The organism is Ensifer sp. PDNC004 (assembly GCF_016919405.1).
Lineage (GTDB): Bacteria > Pseudomonadota > Alphaproteobacteria > Rhizobiales > Rhizobiaceae > Ensifer.
The window spans coordinates 4,004,243-4,023,453 of sequence record NZ_CP070353.1; the positions used below are offsets into that span (position 1 = coordinate 4,004,243).

18 protein-coding genes are annotated in these 19,211 nt (G+C 61.9%); 11 read left to right on the forward strand and 7 right to left on the reverse strand.

Translation table 11 applies throughout. The annotated features are described in order from the left end of the window. Positions 1-36 precede the first annotated feature (36 nt). From JVX98_RS27535 to JVX98_RS27555, 5 genes are all read right to left on the reverse strand, one after another. A complete protein-coding gene (locus JVX98_RS27535; protein ID WP_043621113.1) occupies positions 37-381 on the reverse strand; it encodes a helix-turn-helix transcriptional regulator in 345 nt (114 codons plus the stop codon). Positions 382-500: 119 nt separating this feature from the next. After that, entirely contained in the window at positions 501-1,244 is a 744-nt protein-coding gene (locus tag JVX98_RS27540) for a HugZ family protein (protein WP_205238121.1), read from the reverse strand. Between the two features lie 93 nt (positions 1,245-1,337). After that, positions 1,338-2,387: a choline ABC transporter ATP-binding protein gene (choV, locus tag JVX98_RS27545; protein ID WP_205238122.1), complete on the reverse strand. Its 1,050-nt coding sequence runs from the start codon at positions 2,385-2,387 to the stop codon at positions 1,338-1,340. Then, on the reverse strand, positions 2,384-3,229 hold the full coding sequence (gene choW / locus JVX98_RS27550; protein WP_192446943.1) for a choline ABC transporter permease subunit: 846 nt from the start codon (positions 3,227-3,229) through the stop codon (positions 2,384-2,386). Before choW ends, choV begins: the two co-directional genes overlap by 4 nt. A gap of 83 nt (positions 3,230-3,312) precedes the next feature. Next, complete coding sequence (locus JVX98_RS27555; RefSeq protein WP_205238123.1) at positions 3,313-4,269, reverse strand: choline ABC transporter substrate-binding protein; 957 nt, start codon at positions 4,267-4,269, stop codon at positions 3,313-3,315. 249 nt (positions 4,270-4,518) lie between these two features. Here JVX98_RS27555 and JVX98_RS27560 point away from each other — a divergent pair, with 249 nt between their 5' ends. The 8 genes from JVX98_RS27560 (at position 4,519) to JVX98_RS27595 (ending at position 14,399) form a co-directional block, all read left to right on the forward strand. After that, positions 4,519-5,106: a thymidine kinase gene (locus JVX98_RS27560; protein WP_192446941.1), complete on the forward strand. Its 588-nt coding sequence runs from the start codon at positions 4,519-4,521 to the stop codon at positions 5,104-5,106. A 78-nt stretch (positions 5,107-5,184) separates the two neighbouring features. After that, complete coding sequence (locus tag JVX98_RS27565) at positions 5,185-5,586, forward strand: cytochrome c family protein (protein ID WP_192446940.1); 402 nt, start codon at positions 5,185-5,187, stop codon at positions 5,584-5,586. A gap of 221 nt (positions 5,587-5,807) precedes the next feature. Then, positions 5,808-6,896 carry a hypothetical protein gene (locus tag JVX98_RS27570; protein ID WP_065374272.1) on the forward strand — a complete coding sequence of 363 codons (1,089 nt, stop codon included), beginning with the start codon at positions 5,808-5,810 and terminating at the stop codon, positions 6,894-6,896. A gap of 58 nt (positions 6,897-6,954) precedes the next feature. Continuing rightward, a complete protein-coding gene (locus tag JVX98_RS27575; protein ID WP_205238124.1) occupies positions 6,955-8,103 on the forward strand; it encodes a hypothetical protein in 1,149 nt (382 codons plus the stop codon). Positions 8,104-8,105: 2 nt separating this feature from the next. Further along, the gene (locus JVX98_RS27580) at positions 8,106-10,022 is read left to right on the forward strand and encodes an AAA family ATPase (RefSeq protein ID WP_205238125.1); all 1,917 of its coding nucleotides are present in this window, start codon (positions 8,106-8,108) and stop codon (positions 10,020-10,022) included. 19 nt (positions 10,023-10,041) lie between these two features. Further along, on the forward strand, positions 10,042-11,331 hold the full coding sequence (locus tag JVX98_RS27585; RefSeq protein WP_205238126.1) for a DUF6638 family protein: 1,290 nt from the start codon (positions 10,042-10,044) through the stop codon (positions 11,329-11,331). A 3-nt stretch (positions 11,332-11,334) separates the two neighbouring features. Then, positions 11,335-12,558 (forward strand): DUF2333 family protein, encoded by a 1,224-nt coding sequence (locus JVX98_RS27590; RefSeq protein ID WP_205238127.1) that lies wholly within the window; start codon positions 11,335-11,337, stop codon positions 12,556-12,558. Between the two features lie 161 nt (positions 12,559-12,719). Further along, positions 12,720-14,399, forward strand: coding sequence for a formate--tetrahydrofolate ligase (locus JVX98_RS27595; RefSeq protein WP_192446935.1), 1,680 nt, complete (start codon positions 12,720-12,722; stop codon positions 14,397-14,399). Positions 14,400-14,483: 84 nt separating this feature from the next. Here JVX98_RS27595 and JVX98_RS27600 read toward each other — a convergent pair whose 3' ends face one another. Beyond that, positions 14,484-14,993: a DUF1993 family protein gene (locus JVX98_RS27600; protein ID WP_205238128.1), complete on the reverse strand. Its 510-nt coding sequence runs from the start codon at positions 14,991-14,993 to the stop codon at positions 14,484-14,486. 209 nt (positions 14,994-15,202) lie between these two features. Between JVX98_RS27600 and JVX98_RS27605 the strand changes: the two genes are divergently transcribed. After that, positions 15,203-15,655, forward strand: coding sequence for a thioesterase domain-containing protein (locus tag JVX98_RS27605; RefSeq protein WP_205238129.1), 453 nt, complete (start codon positions 15,203-15,205; stop codon positions 15,653-15,655). A gap of 19 nt (positions 15,656-15,674) precedes the next feature. On the opposite strand, the gene JVX98_RS27610 is transcribed toward JVX98_RS27605, so the two are convergent. Continuing rightward, on the reverse strand, positions 15,675-16,586 hold the full coding sequence (locus JVX98_RS27610; RefSeq protein WP_205238130.1) for an extensin family protein: 912 nt from the start codon (positions 16,584-16,586) through the stop codon (positions 15,675-15,677). Positions 16,587-16,881: 295 nt separating this feature from the next. Here JVX98_RS27610 and JVX98_RS27615 point away from each other — a divergent pair, with 295 nt between their 5' ends. Together JVX98_RS27615 and trpLE are read left to right on the forward strand one after the other, a co-directional pair. After that, positions 16,882-18,984 carry a TonB-dependent receptor domain-containing protein gene (locus JVX98_RS27615; protein WP_205238131.1) on the forward strand — a complete coding sequence of 701 codons (2,103 nt, stop codon included), beginning with the start codon at positions 16,882-16,884 and terminating at the stop codon, positions 18,982-18,984. Between the two features lie 124 nt (positions 18,985-19,108). After that, positions 19,109-19,153, forward strand: a complete 45-nt coding sequence (trpLE, locus tag JVX98_RS27620) for a trpE operon leader peptide TrpLE (protein ID WP_178385070.1) — start codon at positions 19,109-19,111, stop codon at positions 19,151-19,153. Positions 19,154-19,211 lie beyond the last annotated feature (58 nt).

Consider the following 19,211-nt stretch of genomic DNA (forward strand, 5'->3'; position numbering starts at 1 on the left):
GGCTGTTCGAACGGGTCCGCAGATGCGGACCGAGTATCAGGCCGATTTGCGGACCGGAGTCTTTTCTGCAGTGGCGATCTGGTCGTCACCGTAGATTTGATTGAGCGTGCCTAGAATCCGCATGACCGCGTCGGATGAGCTAGAATAGTAAATCGTCTGCGCATCGCGACGGGTGCTGACGAGATTCTGAGCACGGAGCTTAGAAAGATGCTGGGAGAGAGCCGATTGGCTCAGCCCAACCTTGTTGGCCAATGCGCCGACCGCCATCTCTTCCTTGACGAGGGAATCGAGGATGAGTAGGCGCTTAGGGTTTGCCATGGCCGAGAGGAAACCGGCTGCTACCTCGGCTTCATCGTGTTTTTCAGGCGAAAGTGGCTGCATTGCGTGCTCCATGCGAAAATTACATCACACGTAGTTATGGTTGACGAAGCACGATAATTAGTCGTGATGCATAAAAGGGCAACCACCCACTGCAAGAAATGGGGGTACTTCTCCCGCGATTAACCGTTAAGTTCACGCAAAATTGCCCGTAAATTGGAACTTTCTTCGATAGGTGTCGGGAACTCAAGGCGTTTTAGCTGATCGCCATCTGCAAGATCGAGCCCTGCGGCGTCGATACCCACCACTTTCCAGTTGCCTTCCGGTGCTTTGCAAAGCGTCACCGCATAGCGCCGAACTGCGTCAGAATGATCCGTATTCATATGATCGATCGCGTTCGCCTCCATCGCGGCGAGCGAAGCGACGGCAGGCGTGTCGATGAGCAGGTCCCCGGCGGTCAGAACATAGGCGCGGCCGAAGCCGCCATTGAGGCTGGCACGCAGCGGCGTCAGCCGGAAGAATCCGAAATCGGGAAAATCGACGTAAAGCTTCGACTTTGGGTGGCGGCGAACGAATCGCTCGCGGATTCGGACATGCGCCTCGCTGTCGCGCGCCACCTGTTCGGCCGTGCATTGTACGGTCAGGCGAGGATGGGCGAGCGGATCGCCCTTGCCGGGTTCGCCCGTCAGAAGCGAAGCCCTGGCGTCGGCAAGCAGCGCCTGGGTGTGGGTCGACAGTTTCGAGATCAGGATGACCGGCACCCCGTCGACATCCATGCCGACGAGCACGCGGCTGACGAAGGGGAAGCCGCTGCTGTCCGGCTCGATTGCCGCAAGCGATGCGCTGCGCGCGCCGCGCAGAAGCGTGCGTGCCAGCGTGCGGGCTTCGTCGTCGGTGTCGCGCAAAACGTTCGGCTTGTCGCTCATGGTCTTTCCCTTTTTCCTGCCATGCGGTCGTCGCCGGGACGAAAAAGCCCGGAACGACGCTCCGGGCTTTTATTGGCTTGTTGAGGGGCGCCGTCAACTTTTGTTGCGGTGGCGCGTCAGCCCATGCACGATATCCTGGGCGTCGATGGTGCCGACCACCGAACCGTTGTCGACGACCCCGATGCTGCCGGGCTGGCGGGACATGGCGTCGAGAATGTCGACGAGCGGTGTCGTTGGTTTGGCCGTCGCTGTCACGCCGGCAACCGTCACCCCGCGCTGGACGCCGGTCTGCATCACGTCTTTCGCCGTAAGCATGGTGATCGGGTTCATGTGCTGGACGAAATCGGCGACGTACTGGTTCGCCGGGTTCTTGACGATATCCTGCGGCGTCCCGCACTGAATGATGCGCCCGCCCTCCATGATGGCGATGCGGTTGCCGATGCGAAAGGCCTCGTCGAGATCGTGGCTGACGAAGATGATCGTCTTCTTCAGCCGCCGCTGGAACTCCAGCAACTCGTCCTGCAGGCGGGTGCGGATCAGAGGGTCGAGGGCCGAGAACGGCTCGTCCATCAGAAGGATCGGTGCGCCGGTCGCAAAGGCGCGGGCAAGGCCGACGCGCTGCTGCATGCCGCCCGAAAGCTCGTTGACCTTGCGGCCTGCCCATTTCGAGAGATTGACGAGTTCGAGCTGCTCGCCGACGCGCGCCTTGCGCTCGGCATCCGGCATGCCGGCAAGCTCAAGCCCGAAGCCGACATTGTCGGCAACGGTGCGCCAGGGCAGGAGTGCGAACTGCTGAAACACCATCGAGACCGTGTGCATGCGGAAGTCGCGCAACGACTTCGGGTTGGTTCGATAGGGATTGAGCGGCCCGTTCGCAGTCTTGACCTCGACCTCGCCGCGCACGACCGGCGCGAGGCCGTTAACGGCGCGAAGCAGCGTCGACTTTCCCGATCCCGAAAGGCCCATCAGCACCAGGATCTCGCCCTCGGTGATTTCGAGCGAGGCGCCGGCGACGCCGAGCACGAGGCCGGTCGCAGCCCCGATCTCGTCGCGGGTCTTGCCCTGGTCGACCATCTGCAGCGCGACCTGCGGATTGTTGCCGAAGATGATGTCGACATTCTTGAATACAACGGCGTTGGTCATGCGCCTTCTCCTTCGTCGGACGAGCGGAAAAGGCGGTCGAGAATGATCGCCAGGATGACGATGCAGAGACCGGCTTCAAAACCCTTGGCGACGTTGACCGAGTTCAGCGCCCGTAGAACCGGAACGCCGAGGCCGTTGGCGCCGACGAGCGCGGCGATGACCACCATCGAGAGCGACAGCATGATCGTCTGGGTGAGGCCGGCCATGATCTGCGGCATGGCGAAGGGCAGCTCCACCTTGCGCAGCACCTGTCCCGGCGTCGCACCGAAGGCCTGGGCGGCTTCGACCAGCGACGGCGGTGTCGAGATGATGCCGAGACGGGTGAGGCGGATCGGCGCAGGGATGGCGAAGATCACCGTTGCGATCAGGCCCGGGACCATGCCGAGGCCGAAGAGGATCAGCGCCGGGATGAGGTAGACGAAGGTCGGGATCGTCTGCATAAGGTCGAGGATCGGTCGCATGATCGCATAGACCCAGGCTCGGCGGGCAGCGGCGATGCCGAGCGGAACGCCGACGGCCATGCTGACGAAGCTGGCGGCGAGCACCAGCGCCAGCGTTTCCGTCGTTTCCTTCCAGTAGCCCTGGTTGATGATCAGAAGCAGGCCGAGGCCGGTGAAGAGCGTCACGCCGAGCGAGCGGCGGAACCACCAGGCGGCGGCCGTGATCACGGCGACGACGATCAGCGGGTGAGGGGTCTGGAGGATCCAGAGCAGCACGGCCACGACGCCGGACAGGAAGCGGGCGAGCTGGTCGAAGAACAGCTCGAAATTGGTCGTCAGCCAGTCGACGAACGCCTTGGCCCAGCCCCCGATAGGGATGCGGTTCTCGGTCAGATATTCCACGAAGGTAGATCCGTCTCGTCAGGTCAAAAAGGAGCGCATGACGCGGTGAAAAAAGGCGGGGATTTCCCCCGCCTTGATGCCGATCAGAGGCCGAGTGCGGCCTTGACTGCGGCCAGGCCGTCGCCGCCATCCTTGGCGGTCACGCCGGCGAGCCACGGATCGACGACGGTCGGGTTGGCCTTCAGCCATTCCTCGGCTGCCTTGTCCGGCTCCTGGCCGTCGTTCAGGATCTTGCCCATGATCTCGTTTTCCATCTGGAGCGAGAACTTGAGGTTCGTCAAAAGCTTGCCGACGTTCGGGCACTCGGTGGTGTAGCCGGCGCGCACGTTGGTGAACACTTCCGCACCGCCGAAGTTGGCGCCGAAGATGTCGTCGCCGCCCGAGAGATAGGTCAGCTTGAAGTTGGCGTTCATCGGGTGCGGTTCCCAGCCGAGGAAGACGATCGGCGCACCGTCCTTTTCGGCGCGGGCGACCTGCGCCAGCATGCCCTGTTCGGAGGATTCGACCACTTCGAAGCCCTTGAGGCCGAAGGTGTCCTTGTCGACCATGTCGATGATCAGGCGGTTGCCGTCATTGCCGGGCTCGATGCCGTAGATCTTGTTTTCCAGCGCGACCTTCTTGGTGGCGATATCCTTGAAGTCCTTGATGCCAAGCTCCGCGCCCTTGGCGTTGGTCGCGAGCGTATACTTGGCGCCGACCAGGTTCGGCCCGAAGGATTCGACCGACTTATCGTCGAGATAGGGGCGCACGTCGTTTTCCTGGGTCGGCATCCAGTTGCCGAGGAAGACGTCGATGTCCTTGTTCTTAAGCGAGGTGTAGGTGACCGGAACCGAGAGAACCTTGATGTCCGTCTGGTAGCCGAGGCCCTTGAGAACGGTGGAAACAGTGGCTGTGGTCGCGGTGATATCCGTCCATCCGACGTCGGAGAAACGGACGGTGCCACAGCTTTCCGGCTCGGCAGCTGCAGCCTGCTGAGCGGTGATGGCCACGACCGAAACGGCGCCTGCCAGCATCAGTTTGAGAGAGAGTCGTTTTTTCATCGTTGTCGTTCCCCTGCCTCGATTATTGTTTTAGCCAAACACCATTGGATAGCGAATTCAAGCGCTTTGATGTCGAAGGAAGTGTATTGCGTCAATATGCTGGCGGGGTGCACGATGCGACGCTCGATGTCGCAATGTCCACGAAATGGTCTAGTCCGCCGAAAAACTGTGGGTGCTGCAAACGGGCTCTGGCCTTCCCGGCCAAGCCTCGTCATTACCCGGAAGACGGAAAAACCGGACGCGGTGACAATGGCCAAACTCTATTTCAGCTATGCGACGATGAATGCGGGCAAGAGCACGATGCTGCTGCAGGCCTCCTACAACTACCAGGAGCGCGGCATGCGCGTGGTGATGCTGATCGCCGCCCATGACGACCGGGGAGGGGTTGGCCGCATTTCCTCGCGCATCGGTCTCGGCGCGGACGCCATTCCCTTTCACGGCGACGATGATCTCTTCGGGCTGATCGACCGGCTGCACCGGGATGGCGAAGGCGAGATCGCCTGTGTCTTCGTCGACGAGGCGCAGTTCCTCAACGAGGGGCAGGTCTGGCAGCTTGCCCGCGTCGCCGACCGCATCGGCATTCCGGTCATGGCCTATGGCCTGCGCACGGATTTCCAGGGCAAGCTCTTTCCGGGCTCGATGGCGCTGCTGGCGATTGCCGACGAGCTGCGCGAAGTGCGCACCATCTGCCACTGCGGCCGCAAGGCGACGATGGTCGTGCGCCTGGACGGGCAGGGCAAGGTCGTGCGCGAGGGCGCCCAGGTCGAGGTCGGCGGCAACGAGAAATATGTCTCCTATTGCCGGCGCCATTGGGACGACCTGATGCGCTGCGAGTGAGTGCGGCGTCGTGGCGGCTTGAAACCGCCATATGCGCGATGCCATTGTTCGCCTCTATCCGCACGCCAGGGGTCTTCGATGTTGCGTCTCGTCACCAGCCTTTCCATCACGCTCTGTCTTGGCACGTTCTCCCTCGGCGCAACGGTCGCCCATGCCGGTGGCGACGCCACGGCCGGCGCTGCCGTCTTTCGCAAATGCGCTGCCTGTCACACCGCAAGCGAACCGACAAACCGGGTCGGCCCGAGCCTGATGGGCGTCGTCGGACGCCCGGCCGCATCCGTTGCCGACTACAATTACTCCGACGCGATGAAGGCCTTCGGCGCCGAGGGTCATGTCTGGGACGAGGCGACGCTCAGCGAGTATCTGCTGAGCCCCAAGGCAATGGTCGGTGCCACCAAGATGGCTTTTGTGGGTTTGAAAAAGCCGCAGGACATTGCCGACGTGATTGCCTACCTGAAGGCGCCGCCGGCTGCCAAATAGGGACGGCGCAGGTTCCGGACGGAAAACCGTTTCCCGCTTTTCCTCGGCTTGCGTGCGGCAATGCCGTCGATATCTCAAGCACTTCGCTGTGGTGGCTGATCAAAAAGCTGCCGGGAAAGGCTTGTTCTCTTTCGGTAAACACCCTTTATATAACTGCAATCGAAGGCTGAATAATTCAGCCGGGCTGGCGGATATCGCCACGGTGGACCGAGGGGCAGGACATGGCGACTCTTCAGAATTTTGACGCGGAGATCGAAAAGACGAAGGGCGTTGTCGAACAGATGCGCGGCAAGCTCGAACAATCCGGCGTCGTGCTCGAACAGTTCGCCAAGGCCGAGACCAAGCTCGGCGACGTCAATTTCGACATCGAGAATGCCCGGATCCAGGACGTGATCAACCAGCAAAAGGTGATGGAAGCCAACATCGCCGACCTGATCATCGGCCTTGAGGACGCGACCAATGTCTTCGGCTCCGAATTCGAGAGCATGAAAAACTATACGGGCTACGAGAAGTTCATCGGCATCTTCTCCAAGCAGAAGATGCAGCGCATGCGCACCGACCGCGTGCGCAACATGTCGCTTGCCGGCAATCTGCAGGAACTGCTTTCCAAGTCCGACATGATCGTCGGCATCCTCAAGGAACAGAAGTCGATCCTCGACCAGCGCTACAAGACTTCTGAGCAGAGCCTGATCCAGGTGATCGAGCGCCGCAAGGGCACGATGGCGAACCTCGAAGAGGTGCAGAAGCGCATCGAGGAACTGAACCCGCTGCTGCTCGACATCGAAAACCGCATCGCCGCCTCGACCGAGCAGAAGGTGCGCACCGAGCTCGAGGGCGAGCGCTCGGCCCTTGCCACCGAATACAACGAGAAGCAGGCCAAGGAGCAGGAACTGCTTGCCGAGAGCCAGACGCTCGAACGCTACACCTCGATGTTCCAGACCTTCGTCGATTCGCTCAACAACCAGATTGCGGCGCAGAACACGCTGATCAACAAGCTGACCATCGATACCGAGCAGCGCATCGTGCTCTACAAGGCGCTGGAAGACTCGCTGAAGACGGCGGCCCAGCAGGACGTCGCCCACAAGATCAACACGCTCGGCAGCCAGGTCGACACGGCGGCCGAGGAAACGATGGCCGGCATCGGTGCCGCGGCCCAGCGCCACATCGGCGATCTCCTGGAAATGCATGAAAAGAACATGCTTTCGACGCAGGATATCCAGCGCCGCAAGAAGCTCGCCGACGACGCTTTCGCCCGCCGCTTCCAGGCTGTCATGGACAAGCACAACACTGCCAACTACGTGAAGCAGTGAACGGACGGCGCATGATCCGAACCGAGTTTTCCTTTCGGCGCGCGTCACGGGGATTTGCATGAAGGTCGCGGCTTCATCCGCTGTCGCACAGTATTTTGCGTCGATCCATGCGGCGCTCGCCGGGCTTGAGCTCTTTCTCGGCGATCGCAACTCGCCGCTCTATCGCAACACCGTCGTCGGTGAAGTGATCGTTCCCTATCTTGGTCGGCTGAAGGCCTCGATCGACTGCTGGGAGAACCGGATCGGCTTTGTCGACCAGTTCCGGATTTCGCGCGCCGAAAGCGGCTTTCCCGTCTTTCAGAACGTGCTCGAACTGGAGAACGATCGCCAGACGGCGATGAAGCGCCTTGCCGATATTCCTTCGGCCGATGCGCTGCGCGACGAGATGGTCGATTTCATCCTGAGGCAGAAGGCCTTTCCCGAAGCGTTGCAGACGCGCATGGCCGAGCGGCTCTATCTGGAGCAGATCGGCAAGGGCGAGATTTTTTCGCCTTTCATCCTGCCCGAGACCATCCGCGTTGCCGTCAATTCCAAGACGATGCGGCCCTATTACGTGGTGAGTTGGGGCGCCTTCGACGGGGCGAACACCCTGCCGATGGTCTATATGGCGACGATCGAGGATTCCTCGGAAAAGATCGTCGACATGCTGGTGACTGCCGATGGCAAGCTCAACCCGCAGGTGGAGATCCCGCTGCCGGTCGGCGGCCTGCTCAATCCGGATCTCGCCAGCCGTTTCGACGATTTTGCCTCGAAGAACAGCAGCTACTCACTGACGCCGGTGACGATCGCCACCAATCTCGACAAGGATTTCGAGGAACTACACCCAAAGCAGTTGCGCCGCATCGTGTTCGGGCCGTTCTATTCGGCCGGGATCACCGAGAACAATGCGCGCATCAACGATATACTTTCCAAGGTACGCAAGACCGAGAATGCCTGGCTTTTGACCTGGACGGTGCAGGAGATCTTCTCGAAATCGGAGCGACCGGCCAAGCGCGGCTTCTGGTCGTCGACCCCGGCACAGGAGGAATTCCACATCGATACCGCCAATCTGGAAGCGACGCGCATGGGGGTCTCCTCCTACGAGAAACACGCGCTGGTGCCGCATGACGCCTATCAGGCGCTCTATGCCGCCGGCGAGGCGGAACAGGTGTTCGGCGACTACAAGGTCCACGTCATTTCCGGCAACCAGGTCGTGAGCGAGGTTTGACGATGACACTCAATACGGGGCTGACGACGCTGCACGAGGACGACATCGCCAAGCATCAGGCGGTGGCGCAGGGGCTGGTGACCAAGCTCATCATCCTGGAGCGGGAAGATGCCGCCGCCGGCACCTCGCTTGCCGGCACCGGCCGTCGCTTCGTGTCGACGGTTTCGACCGGCGGCCAGCGGCGCACCCGCGACGTGGAGCTGACGAAGACGATCCAGGCGGTGCGCCAGGGCGATCCGATGTTTTCGCCGGCCCAACACGCCGTGCTCTATCGCACGCGCCGGGGTGTCCAGGTGGCGCTTGCCGTCGCCGACGTCTTTGCCCGCCAGACGAGCCTCGAACAGCTGCAGGCGAAGAACGCCACTTCGCCGCTTGGCGGGGAGGAGGCCAATCAGTTCAAGGCGCTGCTGTCGGCCTCTGCCTATGTCGCGGCCTTCACGCTTGCCGCCTATCTCGGTGCGACGCTTGCCGGAGAGGGCGAGCCGGTCGACGATGCGGTCGAACCGGATTTCCTGTTCGACACGCCGCAGGACGCATTGAAGAGCCTGATCTCGGCGCTCGACCGCGGCATCGCCGGCGCGCCTGACGACCTGGCGTTGACAGCCCGGGCGCGCGCGTTTTCGCGGGTGGCGATCGAAGGGCTGATTGCGCGCAAGGGTCGCTTCACCGGGCTGCAGAGCTTCGAGAACGTGCATATTCGTCTCGACCAGGACGACTTCACGCTCAACGGTTTCGATGTGGCACCCGGCCAGAAGCGCAAACCGCTGGTCATGACCTTCAAGAAGCCCGAGGAAATCATCGGCAACCACATCGCCAAGTATCAGGCGCTGAAGCTTGCCAAGATGCTGATGGCCTACGATTTCGACCGGCAGATGAACCCGTTCGTCGAGCTGGGCGGCTTCCTCTTCACCTTCATCGGCGACGGCATGCCGGGCACCGGCAAGACGATCCTGATCCAGATGCTTGCCGGCATGCTCAACGATTATTGCGAGATCGCCGGCTACGCCTTCCACTACGAGAATTTCGGCGTCGACCAGATCTCCTCCTATCAGGGCAAGTCCGGCCAGAACTGCAAGGAGTTCGTCAACAACGTCATCAATCCGCGGGCGATCGGCTTCGGCACGATCGACGATGTCGACCAGGTGGCGGCGAAGCGCTCCGACGATCGCGCCTCTGCCGGCCAGCACGAGGTGACGGCGGTGCTGATGGAGAGCTTTGCCGGCGCCTCGACGGTGGTGCGCGGCAATTGCACCTTCGGCATGTTCTCGAACTATCCCGAAAATGTCGACGATGCGCTACGCCAGCGCGCCGGCGCGCGTTGGCTCGTCGACGGGCCGCAGACCGAGGACGACTACATCGACATCTTCGCGCTGCTCGTCGGCAAGAACCACAAGATCCCGCTCGGCGAGCACCAGCTGTTCGAGGGGCAGGAGATCAAGCGCGCGGTTGCCCAGTCCTATGCCGAGCATGCGCGGCCGAAGGAGGATGGTCTCGTTGCCGTCTGGGAGCGCTACGAGAAGGAAAAGGGCGCGATCGGCTCGCTCGCCGATGTCGGCGCCTATCTGCACATGATCAAGGAGGCCGAGCCGCGCTTCACCGGCCGGGCGATCAAGAACATCACCGACGCGATCAAGCTTCGGGCGATGGACGTCGAGCTGCCGGACGACTGGTTCAGGGATGCCGGCTCCTTCATGCACAAGGGCTATGACGAGAAGAAAGCGATGATCGAGGCGCTGCGCGGCCCGATCACCATCGACATGGTGCTGCAGGAGATCAACCGCTACGCCGACAGCGAATTCCGCTACACCGACAAGTCGGACGATGCCGCCGTCACCGACATCATCCGCCGCGAGCGCCAGCGCGAAAAGGCGATCCGCGAGATCGAGGCGATGAAACGCGACGGCCGGTGGCAGGGGTGATGCTAGGAAAAACTGACAGATGAACCGCCTGCTTGAAGCCGAATTGATCTATGGACGGTTGCTCGATATTTCGGAGCCGCATCTGATCGCGCGCTACAACAAGGCGCTCGAAGGCTTCGGCCTGCGGCCAACGGCGCTGACGCAGTTCAGCATCGACATGACCGGGTTTTCGCCCGAGATCGCCGAGGAGCTGGGGGATCGCGACTATCTCGACCCGAACCGGGTCAACCGTCGTTTCATCATCATGACGCCGGAGCAGGCGGAGCTGCCGTGCGTGCATACGAGTTTCTCCAATACCGCGGCGCTGATGCACGAGTTCTTCAACGCCAACAGCCGTGCGATCAACGCCATCACCATCAAGGATGCGCTCTATGGCGAGATCGAGGATTCGGTCTCGGTCGTAAACGACATTGACGATCTCTTGTCGATCAACGAGGTGCGTTTCCGGGTGCTGTCGGCCGAGGACATGCTCGGCAAGGCGGGCGAACTGCGTGGCCTTGTCGACCGCTTGAAGAAGGTGCCGACGGCCTGGGCCGACGACGAGATGCTGACGCGCATGGTCGAGCTTGCCAGGCAGACCGGCGACATCCGACAGAACGCACTGGTGCCGGATCAGCTCGTCTTCCGTCATGAGGCGTTCTGGGCCAACCATTTCGGCGGCGTCTACATCTTCCTCGACCACAAGACGACGACGGTCATCTGCGACCCCTCCGTGCCGGGCTTCCGCCGCTCGCGCCCCTGGCAGGTGAGCTACATCGCCATCAACGATCACGCCCGGATCTACGACTTCCTCGCCTCGACCAAGCGGCTGCAACTGCCGCAGGCGTCTTGGGTCGAGGATTCCGGGCTTTATCAGCACCGCGCCGACATGGTGGTGCGTGGGTTGATCAACGAGAGCGACCCGACGGCCGATCTTGCCAATGCCGACCGGATCTGGCTGCAGACCTGGATGCACCGGTATGCAGCCGCGGTCGCGAAAGACGGCGCCTATCCCTTCCTGCAGGAGATGATCCGCACGGTCGCCGCGACCGGCACGATCAAGATGCAGGACGTGGCGCCGGCAAACCGCTTCATGCTGGTGCGCGCCGCACCCGCCCATCCGGACCAGTGGCTGGTCAACCGGTTGATATCCCAGCTCGTGCCCCGCGATTTCGTCTCGCGCTTCGTTTTCGACAAGCAGGGTTTCTACGACGCCTACGAGCGTTATAGCGAAAGCTTCAAGGCCTATGTTGTGGCGACGCTGACCGGCACATATTTGAAAGACAAGGCGGCCTTCCGCCACAAGCTTTACGGCCTCAGAGAGGAATAGGACATGTTCGACCCGATCGTTGCGTTTTTCCAGCGTGTCTTTACCGCGATTGGCCGCGGCATCGGGCTCGCCGTCGCCTGGTTGCTCTGGCCCTTCATCGCGATCGGCAACTGGTATCGTCAGCGCAGCTGGATCATCAAGGGACCGATCGGCATCGTCCTGCTCGGCCTGATCCTGTTTTACGGCTACTTCATCTGGCAGACCCAGGCCTGGACGAACTTCAACGAAGACTATGTCGATCGCTACAAGCTGGCCGAGCGCAAGGTGCCCGCCGGCTCGCCGATGAGCGGCCCCGCTACCACCTCGACAGGCCAATCGACGACTGGGGGCGCCAGCAATCTTGCGGGCGTGGCCACGCAGCCGATGGAATCGACGCCCGAGGCGCTGGCCGCCGTGCAGCTGCCGGCAGGCACCGTCTGCCAGACCTCGGCCATCGTCGATGTCACGGCTGATTTGATCGATTTCAACGTCAACGAGAACGCCTGGATCTCGTCGATGCTGCTTTACAAGCTCGGCTTCTTCGGGCTCGATTGGGACGATACGCCCTGGCTCGACAACAAGGCGTCGTTCCAGCGCGGGGTCAACCAGGCGATCCGCCGCACCTCGGTCGAGCTCGTCGATTCGCTCGGTCGCATGCGCGGCACCTCGGGCATCAACAACGCCCTGCAGAGCGCGCGCGGCAACATGCAGTTCGATGAAGAGACCTGGTATTTCGGCATCAATCCGTTTGGCCCGAAGACGCCGACCCCGAGCTTTTACCGGGCGGCGATGAAGGATCTGAGATCGTTCAACACCACGCTCAGCAAGTGCGAGGCGATCTTCGACGGCCGCTCGGACAACCTCGTCGAATTCCTCGACCGTGTCGCCAACGACCTCGGCAACACCTCGGCGATCCTGCGCGAGCGCTCCGAAAATCACAATGGCGGCTGGTTCGACACGCGCGCCGACGATCGCTTCTGGTTCGCCTATGGCCAGCTCTACGGCTATTACGGCATTCTCTCGGCAGCCGGCGCCGACTTCGACAACGTGGTTGCCCAGCGCGGCCTGTTGCCGATCTGGACGGAAACGATCAAGCAGCTGCGCGCGGCGCTCCGCATTCAGCCCTGGATCATCTCCAACGGCGAGGAAGCGGGCTGGATCATGCCGACGCATCTGGCGACCATGGGGTTCTATACGCTGAGGGTGCGCTCCAACATCGTCGAAATGCGCGACATTCTCGCCCGTTAAGGCAGACGACGAGGCGTCCGGTCGTTAACGCCGGCCGCCGCCGATCTTGAGTTAGCGGGATGTGGCGGAAGCCGCAGACACGTCTTCTCCTCCCGCTCCGGCATTGCGAACCGCGCTTTGGAAAGCGTGGACGAAAACCAGACCCTGGGAGGGGACATGTCATGACGGAGGTCAAGTCCGATATCGAGATTGCGCGCGCGGCGAAGAAGAAACCGATCCTCGAGATCGGTGCGGCGCTTGGCATACCGGCAGAGGATTTGCTGCCCTATGGCCATGACAAGGCGAAGATCGGTGCCGATTTCATTGCCCGGCAGCGCGAAAAGAAGAACGGCCATCTGATCCTGGTGACGGCGATCAACCCGACGCCGGCCGGCGAGGGCAAGACGACGACGACCGTCGGCCTTGGCGACGGGCTCAACCGCATCGGCAAGAAGGCGATCGTCTGCATCCGCGAGGCCTCGCTCGGCCCCTGTTTCGGCGTCAAGGGCGGCGCGGCCGGCGGCGGCTATGCGCAGGTGGTGCCGATGGAGGACATGAACCTCCACTTCACCGGCGACTTTCACGCAATCACCTCGGCGCACAATCTGCTCGCGGCTTTGATCGACAATCACATCTACTGGGGCAACGAGCAGAACATCGATATCCGTCGCATTGCCTGGCGACGGGTGATGGACATGAACGACCGGGCGCTGCGCAGCATCGTCAGTTCGCTCGGCGGGGTCGCCAACGGCTATCCGCGCGAAACCGGTTTCGACATCACTGTTGCCTCCGAAGTGATGGCGATCCTCTGCCTGTCGATGGACCTGAAGGATCTGGAAAAGCGTCTCGGCAACATCATCATCGGCTATCGCCGCGACAAGAGCCCGGTCTTTGCCCGCGACATCAAGGCGGATGGGGCGATGACGGTGCTCTTGAAGGATGCGATGCAGCCGAACCTCGTGCAGACGCTCGAAAACAATCCGGCCTTTGTCCATGGCGGCCCCTTCGCCAATATCGCCCATGGCTGCAATTCGGTGGTCGCAACGACGACGGCGCTGAAGCTCGCCGACTATGTGGTGACCGAAGCCGGCTTCGGTGCCGATCTCGGTGCGGAAAAATTCTTCGACATCAAGTGCCGCAAGGCCGGCCTGAAACCCGATGCCGCGGTGCTGGTTGCGACGGTCAGGGCGATCAAGATGAATGGCGGCGTCAAGAAGGACGACCTTGGCCGCGAAAACCTGGAGGCGTTGCGCAAGGGCTGCGCGAATCTCGGCCGGCATGTGCAGAACGTCAAGAAATTCGGTGTTCCCGTCATCGTCGCGATCAACCACTTCACCTCCGATACCGCGGCCGAAGTGCAGGCGATCAAGGACTATGTGGCGACGCTCGGTGCTGAAGCCGTGCTTTGCCGCCATTGGGCCGAAGGCTCGGCCGGCATCGAGGAACTTGCGGTGAAGGTGGCGGCACTTGCCGAGGGCGGGCATTCGCAGTTCTCGCCGCTTTATCCTGACGACATGTCGCTCTTCCACAAGATCGAGACGATCGCCAAGGACATCTACCATGCAAGCGAAGTGATCGCCGACAAGTCGGTGCGCGACCAGCTGCGCAGCTGGGAGGATCAGGGCTACGGCCATTTGCCGATCTGCATGGCGAAGACGCAATATTCCTTCTCGACCGATCCGAACCTGCGCGGCGCGCCGACAGGCCATGCGGTGCCGATCCGCGAGGTGCGGCTGGCCGCCGGCGCCGGCTTCATCGTGGTCATCACCGGCGAGATCATGACAATGCCGGGCCTGCCGAAGGTGCCTTCGTCGGAAAAGATCTTCCTCAACGAGCAGGGCTATATCGAAGGGCTGTTCTAGGCGCTCTTGCCTGCCTGAAATACAATGCCGCGGATCCGGGTGGATGCGCGGCATTGCTGTGTCCGGGGTCTCCCGCGGCGGAAATCAGGCGGTAAGGCTGAGGAAGTCTGCCTTGCCGAGCGGCACGCCCTTGTAGCGAAGAATGTCGTAGGCGGTCGTCAGGTGGAAATAGAAGTTCGGCAGCACGAATTTCTGCAGATATTCCTCACCCGTGAGCGTCACCTTCAGCGTCGGGAAATTGAGCACGACCTCGCGGCTGTCGCTGTCTTCGAGATCGACAGGGCGCACCGTTTCAAGGAAGGCGACGGACTTGGCGATGCGCTGGCGCAGTTCGTCAAACGTCTTTTCCTCGTCCGGGAACCGGGGCACTTCGATCGACGTCAGTCGGCCGACGAGACCCTTGCTCGTGTCGCTGGCACGCTGCACCTGACCGGCAAGCGTCAGCATATCGGGCGCCAGCCGGGCGTTCACGAGATCATCCGTGGAGATGCCTTTTTCCCGGGCGAAAGCCTCTGCCTTGTCGAGCAGCCTGGTGAGGACACCAAGGCCGCGAACGAGTGCGGGAATGGAGAGTTGGTACATCGTCAATGCCATGACAGATTTCCTTGAGAAGGGGCGCAAAACGGGTGGATTTTCCTCGCGCCGTATTTGGGAGCAGGGGCGGGCTCCTGCAAGGCGCGCGGCCCGGTATCTTTTGGGCTATGGGAGGCTTGCGGGAGACGTTAGGACGCGGGCGCCTGTCTCTCGCCAGGACACATGGTCTCGTGCATTGATCGGCGCAGGAACGCATCAGGGACGCCACAATGACGCCAGAGGAACTTCAGGCCTATCTTCATAACCACATCCCGCTGTCGGCGGCGATGCAGGTGCGGGTGGATGCGGTAGCGGACGATCACGTGCAGCTCTCGGCACCGCTTGCGCCCAACATCAACCACCGCGAAACGGTGTTCGGCGGCAGCGCCTCGGCGCTTGCGATCCTGTCGGCCTGGTCGCTGCTGCATGTGCGCTTGCGCCAAAGCGGGGTGGCGGCGCGGCTGGTGATCCAGAGCAACCGGATGGATTATCTGAAGCCGGTGGCCGGTGCCTTCTCCGCACGCTCGTCGCTGGCGGATGCCGGGCAATGGCCGGGCTTTCTGCGATTGCTCGAACGGCGGGGCAAGGCGCGGGCCGTGGTCGTTGCAGACCTCCTCGACGGCGACAGCGTGGCCGGTCGCTTCGAGGGCGAGTTCGTCGCCCTTGGCCACGGAAACGATTGAGGGCCGGCGAGCCGTTCTCCTAGCGGCAGTAGCGGTAGTCGTTGCGGCGTTCGATCACGTCGAGATGCAGGTGCGTCTCGTGGGCGGCGTCGCTGCCGGGGTCGAGCACGGTCTTGAAGTAGAGGCAGGCGGACGCAGTGACCGCGCGCTGGAAGGCACCGTCCATGGTGCCGTCCTCGTCGCGCGGCTGGATGGCGATCGTCGTGCCGTTGCTTAACGTGAAGGAGGCGATGTCGACGGCGTTGCCGTGCGCATGCTCGGATATCTTGCCCGTCGTCGCATTGTTGCGCAGGCGGCAGATATAGGTCGATGCCTGGTTCAGCGCCTTGATCTTGATTGTCTTGTCGAAGGCGACTTCCGCGGCCGGCTGGGCGGTCTCCTTGGTCCAGCGCGCCAGCGCCAGCGCGGTTTCGCAGCGCATCAGCCCCTTGGGCGCGAGCGTGACGCCGGGCAGAATGCCGGTGACCTCCAGCGGCTTGTCGATGCCGCAGCCCTTGCCGTCGTCGATGCGCTTGGCTTCGTCGAAGGTCGCGCCGATCGCATTCAGATCGGCGACGCATTTTGCATAGTCGGCGGCATTCTCCGCCTCCACCGGCGGATAGACGATTGGCGCCGGTTTTTCTTCTTTCTTCTCGTCGGCGGGCTGGCCCTTTCCGTCCGTAGCGGGCTTCTGATCCCCAGCCGCGCCTTCACTGCCGTCCTTCGGCTTCGGCTCAGGCACAGCCTGTTTGTCGATGGCCGGCGGCACCTTTGACGGATCGGCCCTGCCATCGTCCGTCGGCGTTGCCGGTTTTTCGTCGGGTGTTGGAACAGCCTCTTTCGTTTCCGCCTCGCTCGGCGGCTTCTTGAGCGGGACCGGTCCGGATTTCGGCAGGCTGGCGCCGGTGAGGATCAGGAGTGACAGCAGGATCAAGGGAAAAGAGCGACGCATCCGGTTCCTTTCTCGTTGCCCCCGCAGTGGGTCCGGAAGGAAGGGAACGCACGGAACCGGATCTGGTTTCATCCGGCCTTCGGCAAAAGCGTTGCAGTTTGGCAACGCCTCGAATTGGCACGACCCCATAAATTGTGGGGACTGCCTTTGTATGTTGACAAGAACACTCATGTTTTTTATGCGGCTTAAATGAGGCGACGACATGTCGCGCCGCTTTAGAATCTACCGCCCAGCCAGCCCCTTGAGTTTGCCGCTCAACAGCAAGCCCGGCCTCCGAAAATCAAAGGATTGGTCCATGCTCACCCGGCATCGTCGCCTGGCTCTTTTGGCTTGCACGACAACTCTTGCAATTTCATTCGCTACCGTCGCATTCGCGCAAAGCGCAACAACCCAGGCTAAGTCGGAAGAGAAGGCCGAGGAGACAATAAAGGGCGAAACTTACCTCTCGCCGATCGTTGCCAAGGGCGGGCGCACCGCTGACCCCTATGCCAAGCCCGGCCCCGTCAGCGTCGTCACGACGGACCAGATCGATCTGCAGTCGGGCCAGGAAACCGACGACCTTCTGCGCGGCGTTCCGGGAACGTCGACGGCGAACAATCCGCAGAACCCGGGTGTTGCTGTCAACATTCGTGGTTTTGAGGGGTCCGGCCGCGTCAACATGATGATCGACGGCGTTCGCCAGAACTTCCGGTTTACCGGTCACGAAGCCCAGGGCTTTGCCTATTTCGACCCGGCGTTCCTGTCCGAGATCGACGTGACGCGCGGCGCCGTCACCGGTGTCGGCGGCGGCGCGCTCGCCGGTTCCGTCAATTTCAAGACCTATGACGTCGAGGACCTGATCCAGGACGGCAAGAACTATGGCGGCATCGCATCCGCAACCTATGGCACGAACGGCGCCGGATGGTCGGAGTCGCTGATCGGTGCCTATCGTTTCAACGATGTCTTCTCGGTGCTTGGCGGTATCAGCAAGGCCGATCCCGGCAACTACGACAACGGCAACGGCGTCCAGGTCCCCTTCACCGAGGAGGATCTTCTCTCGGGCCTCTTGAAGTTTGAAGTGACGCCGGACAAGGATCACACGTTCAAGCTTACCGGGGTCACCTATGACAACGACTTCTTCGCGAACTCCTATTTCCAAAACGTGAAGAACCAGACGGTTTCGGCCAGCTACGCCTACACGCCGGACAACGAACTCATCGACTTCCGTGCCAATGCCTACTGGAACCGGCTGAAGATGAAGTACGACACCGACATTCGCGGCGGCGGCACGGCCGCCGGTCGTCGAATCACCGACACCGGCAAGGGCTTTGACATCTCGAACACCTCGCTGTTCGACCTTGGCGACGTTGCCGTGAAGGCGAACTACGGCGTCGAGTATTTCCGCGACGACTACGATGTCATCAACAGCACGGCCCGGCCGGGCGCCGGTGTCAACGGTAGCGGCACCAATGCCACCACCGGCGTCTTCAGCAACACGACTTTCACCTATGGCATGCTGGATCTGACGGCTGGCCTCAGGTGGGATCACTTCAGCCTCGATGGCTCCGGCGCCGTCGTTGCCGGCAACCCGATCGGCCTTCCCGCCGGGCCCTATACGGTCGACAAGTCCGACGGCCGCCTCAACCCGAGCGTCACGGTCGCGCTCAATCCGACGGACTGGTTCCAGCCCTACGTGACCTACGCGGAAACCTCGCGTTCGCCGACGGTCAACGAGACCTTTGCCGGCGGCACCCATCCGGGTCCTTCGGGCCAGTCGTTCTTCCCCAATCCATTCCTCGAGCCGGAAACGTCCAAGGGTTGGGAAATCGGTGCGAACTTCGCCTTCGACGGCCTGCTCGACTCGAGCGACAGCCTGCGGGTGAAGGCCAATTATTTCCATAACCGCATCGACAACTACATCACCGCCGTCCTGCTCAACGGCGGTCGACAGATCTTCTTCGCCAACACCCCGGGCACGTCGACCGTCCAGGGCTTCGAACTGCAGGCGGCCTACGATGCTGGCTACGTATTCGGCGACCTTGCCTATACCTACACCGACAGCAAGCTGCCGAGCCAGGTCAACGGTTTCGGCGTCCAGAGCTACCTGCCTGAAAACATCATCAGCGCAACGCTCGGCGCACGTTTCCTCGAGGACCAGCGCCTTTCGGTCGGTACGCGTCTCTATGCCGTTTCGAACGCCTATGTCGGCGAGATCAATCGCACGCCGCCGAACGTGCCTGGCTACGGTCTGGTGGACCTTTTCGCCAACTACAAGTTCGAAAACGGCTTCGAGGTCACGGCCCAGGTCACGAACCTGTTCGACAAGACCTACACACCGTCGTCGAGCACGATCGCCGGCAGCACGATCGATACCGGCCGCGGCCGCACCTTCCTGGTCACGGCTAAGGCGAAGTTCTGATAGAGTCAGATCAATTCCAGTCGGGCGGCTCTTCGGGGCCGCCTCCTTTTTTTGACGCAACCGTGACGATGCGCGCCGCTTTCCCGCTTGCGCATGGCACCAACCCAAGCTAACACTTTCGCCCATGGAAAACGCACGCAACATTTCGATCTGGTGGTGGGCTCGCTGAAGCGGCCTTGACCAGTCATGCGTGATTGAGAGATGAAGCCGCCCGGAGATTTCGAGGC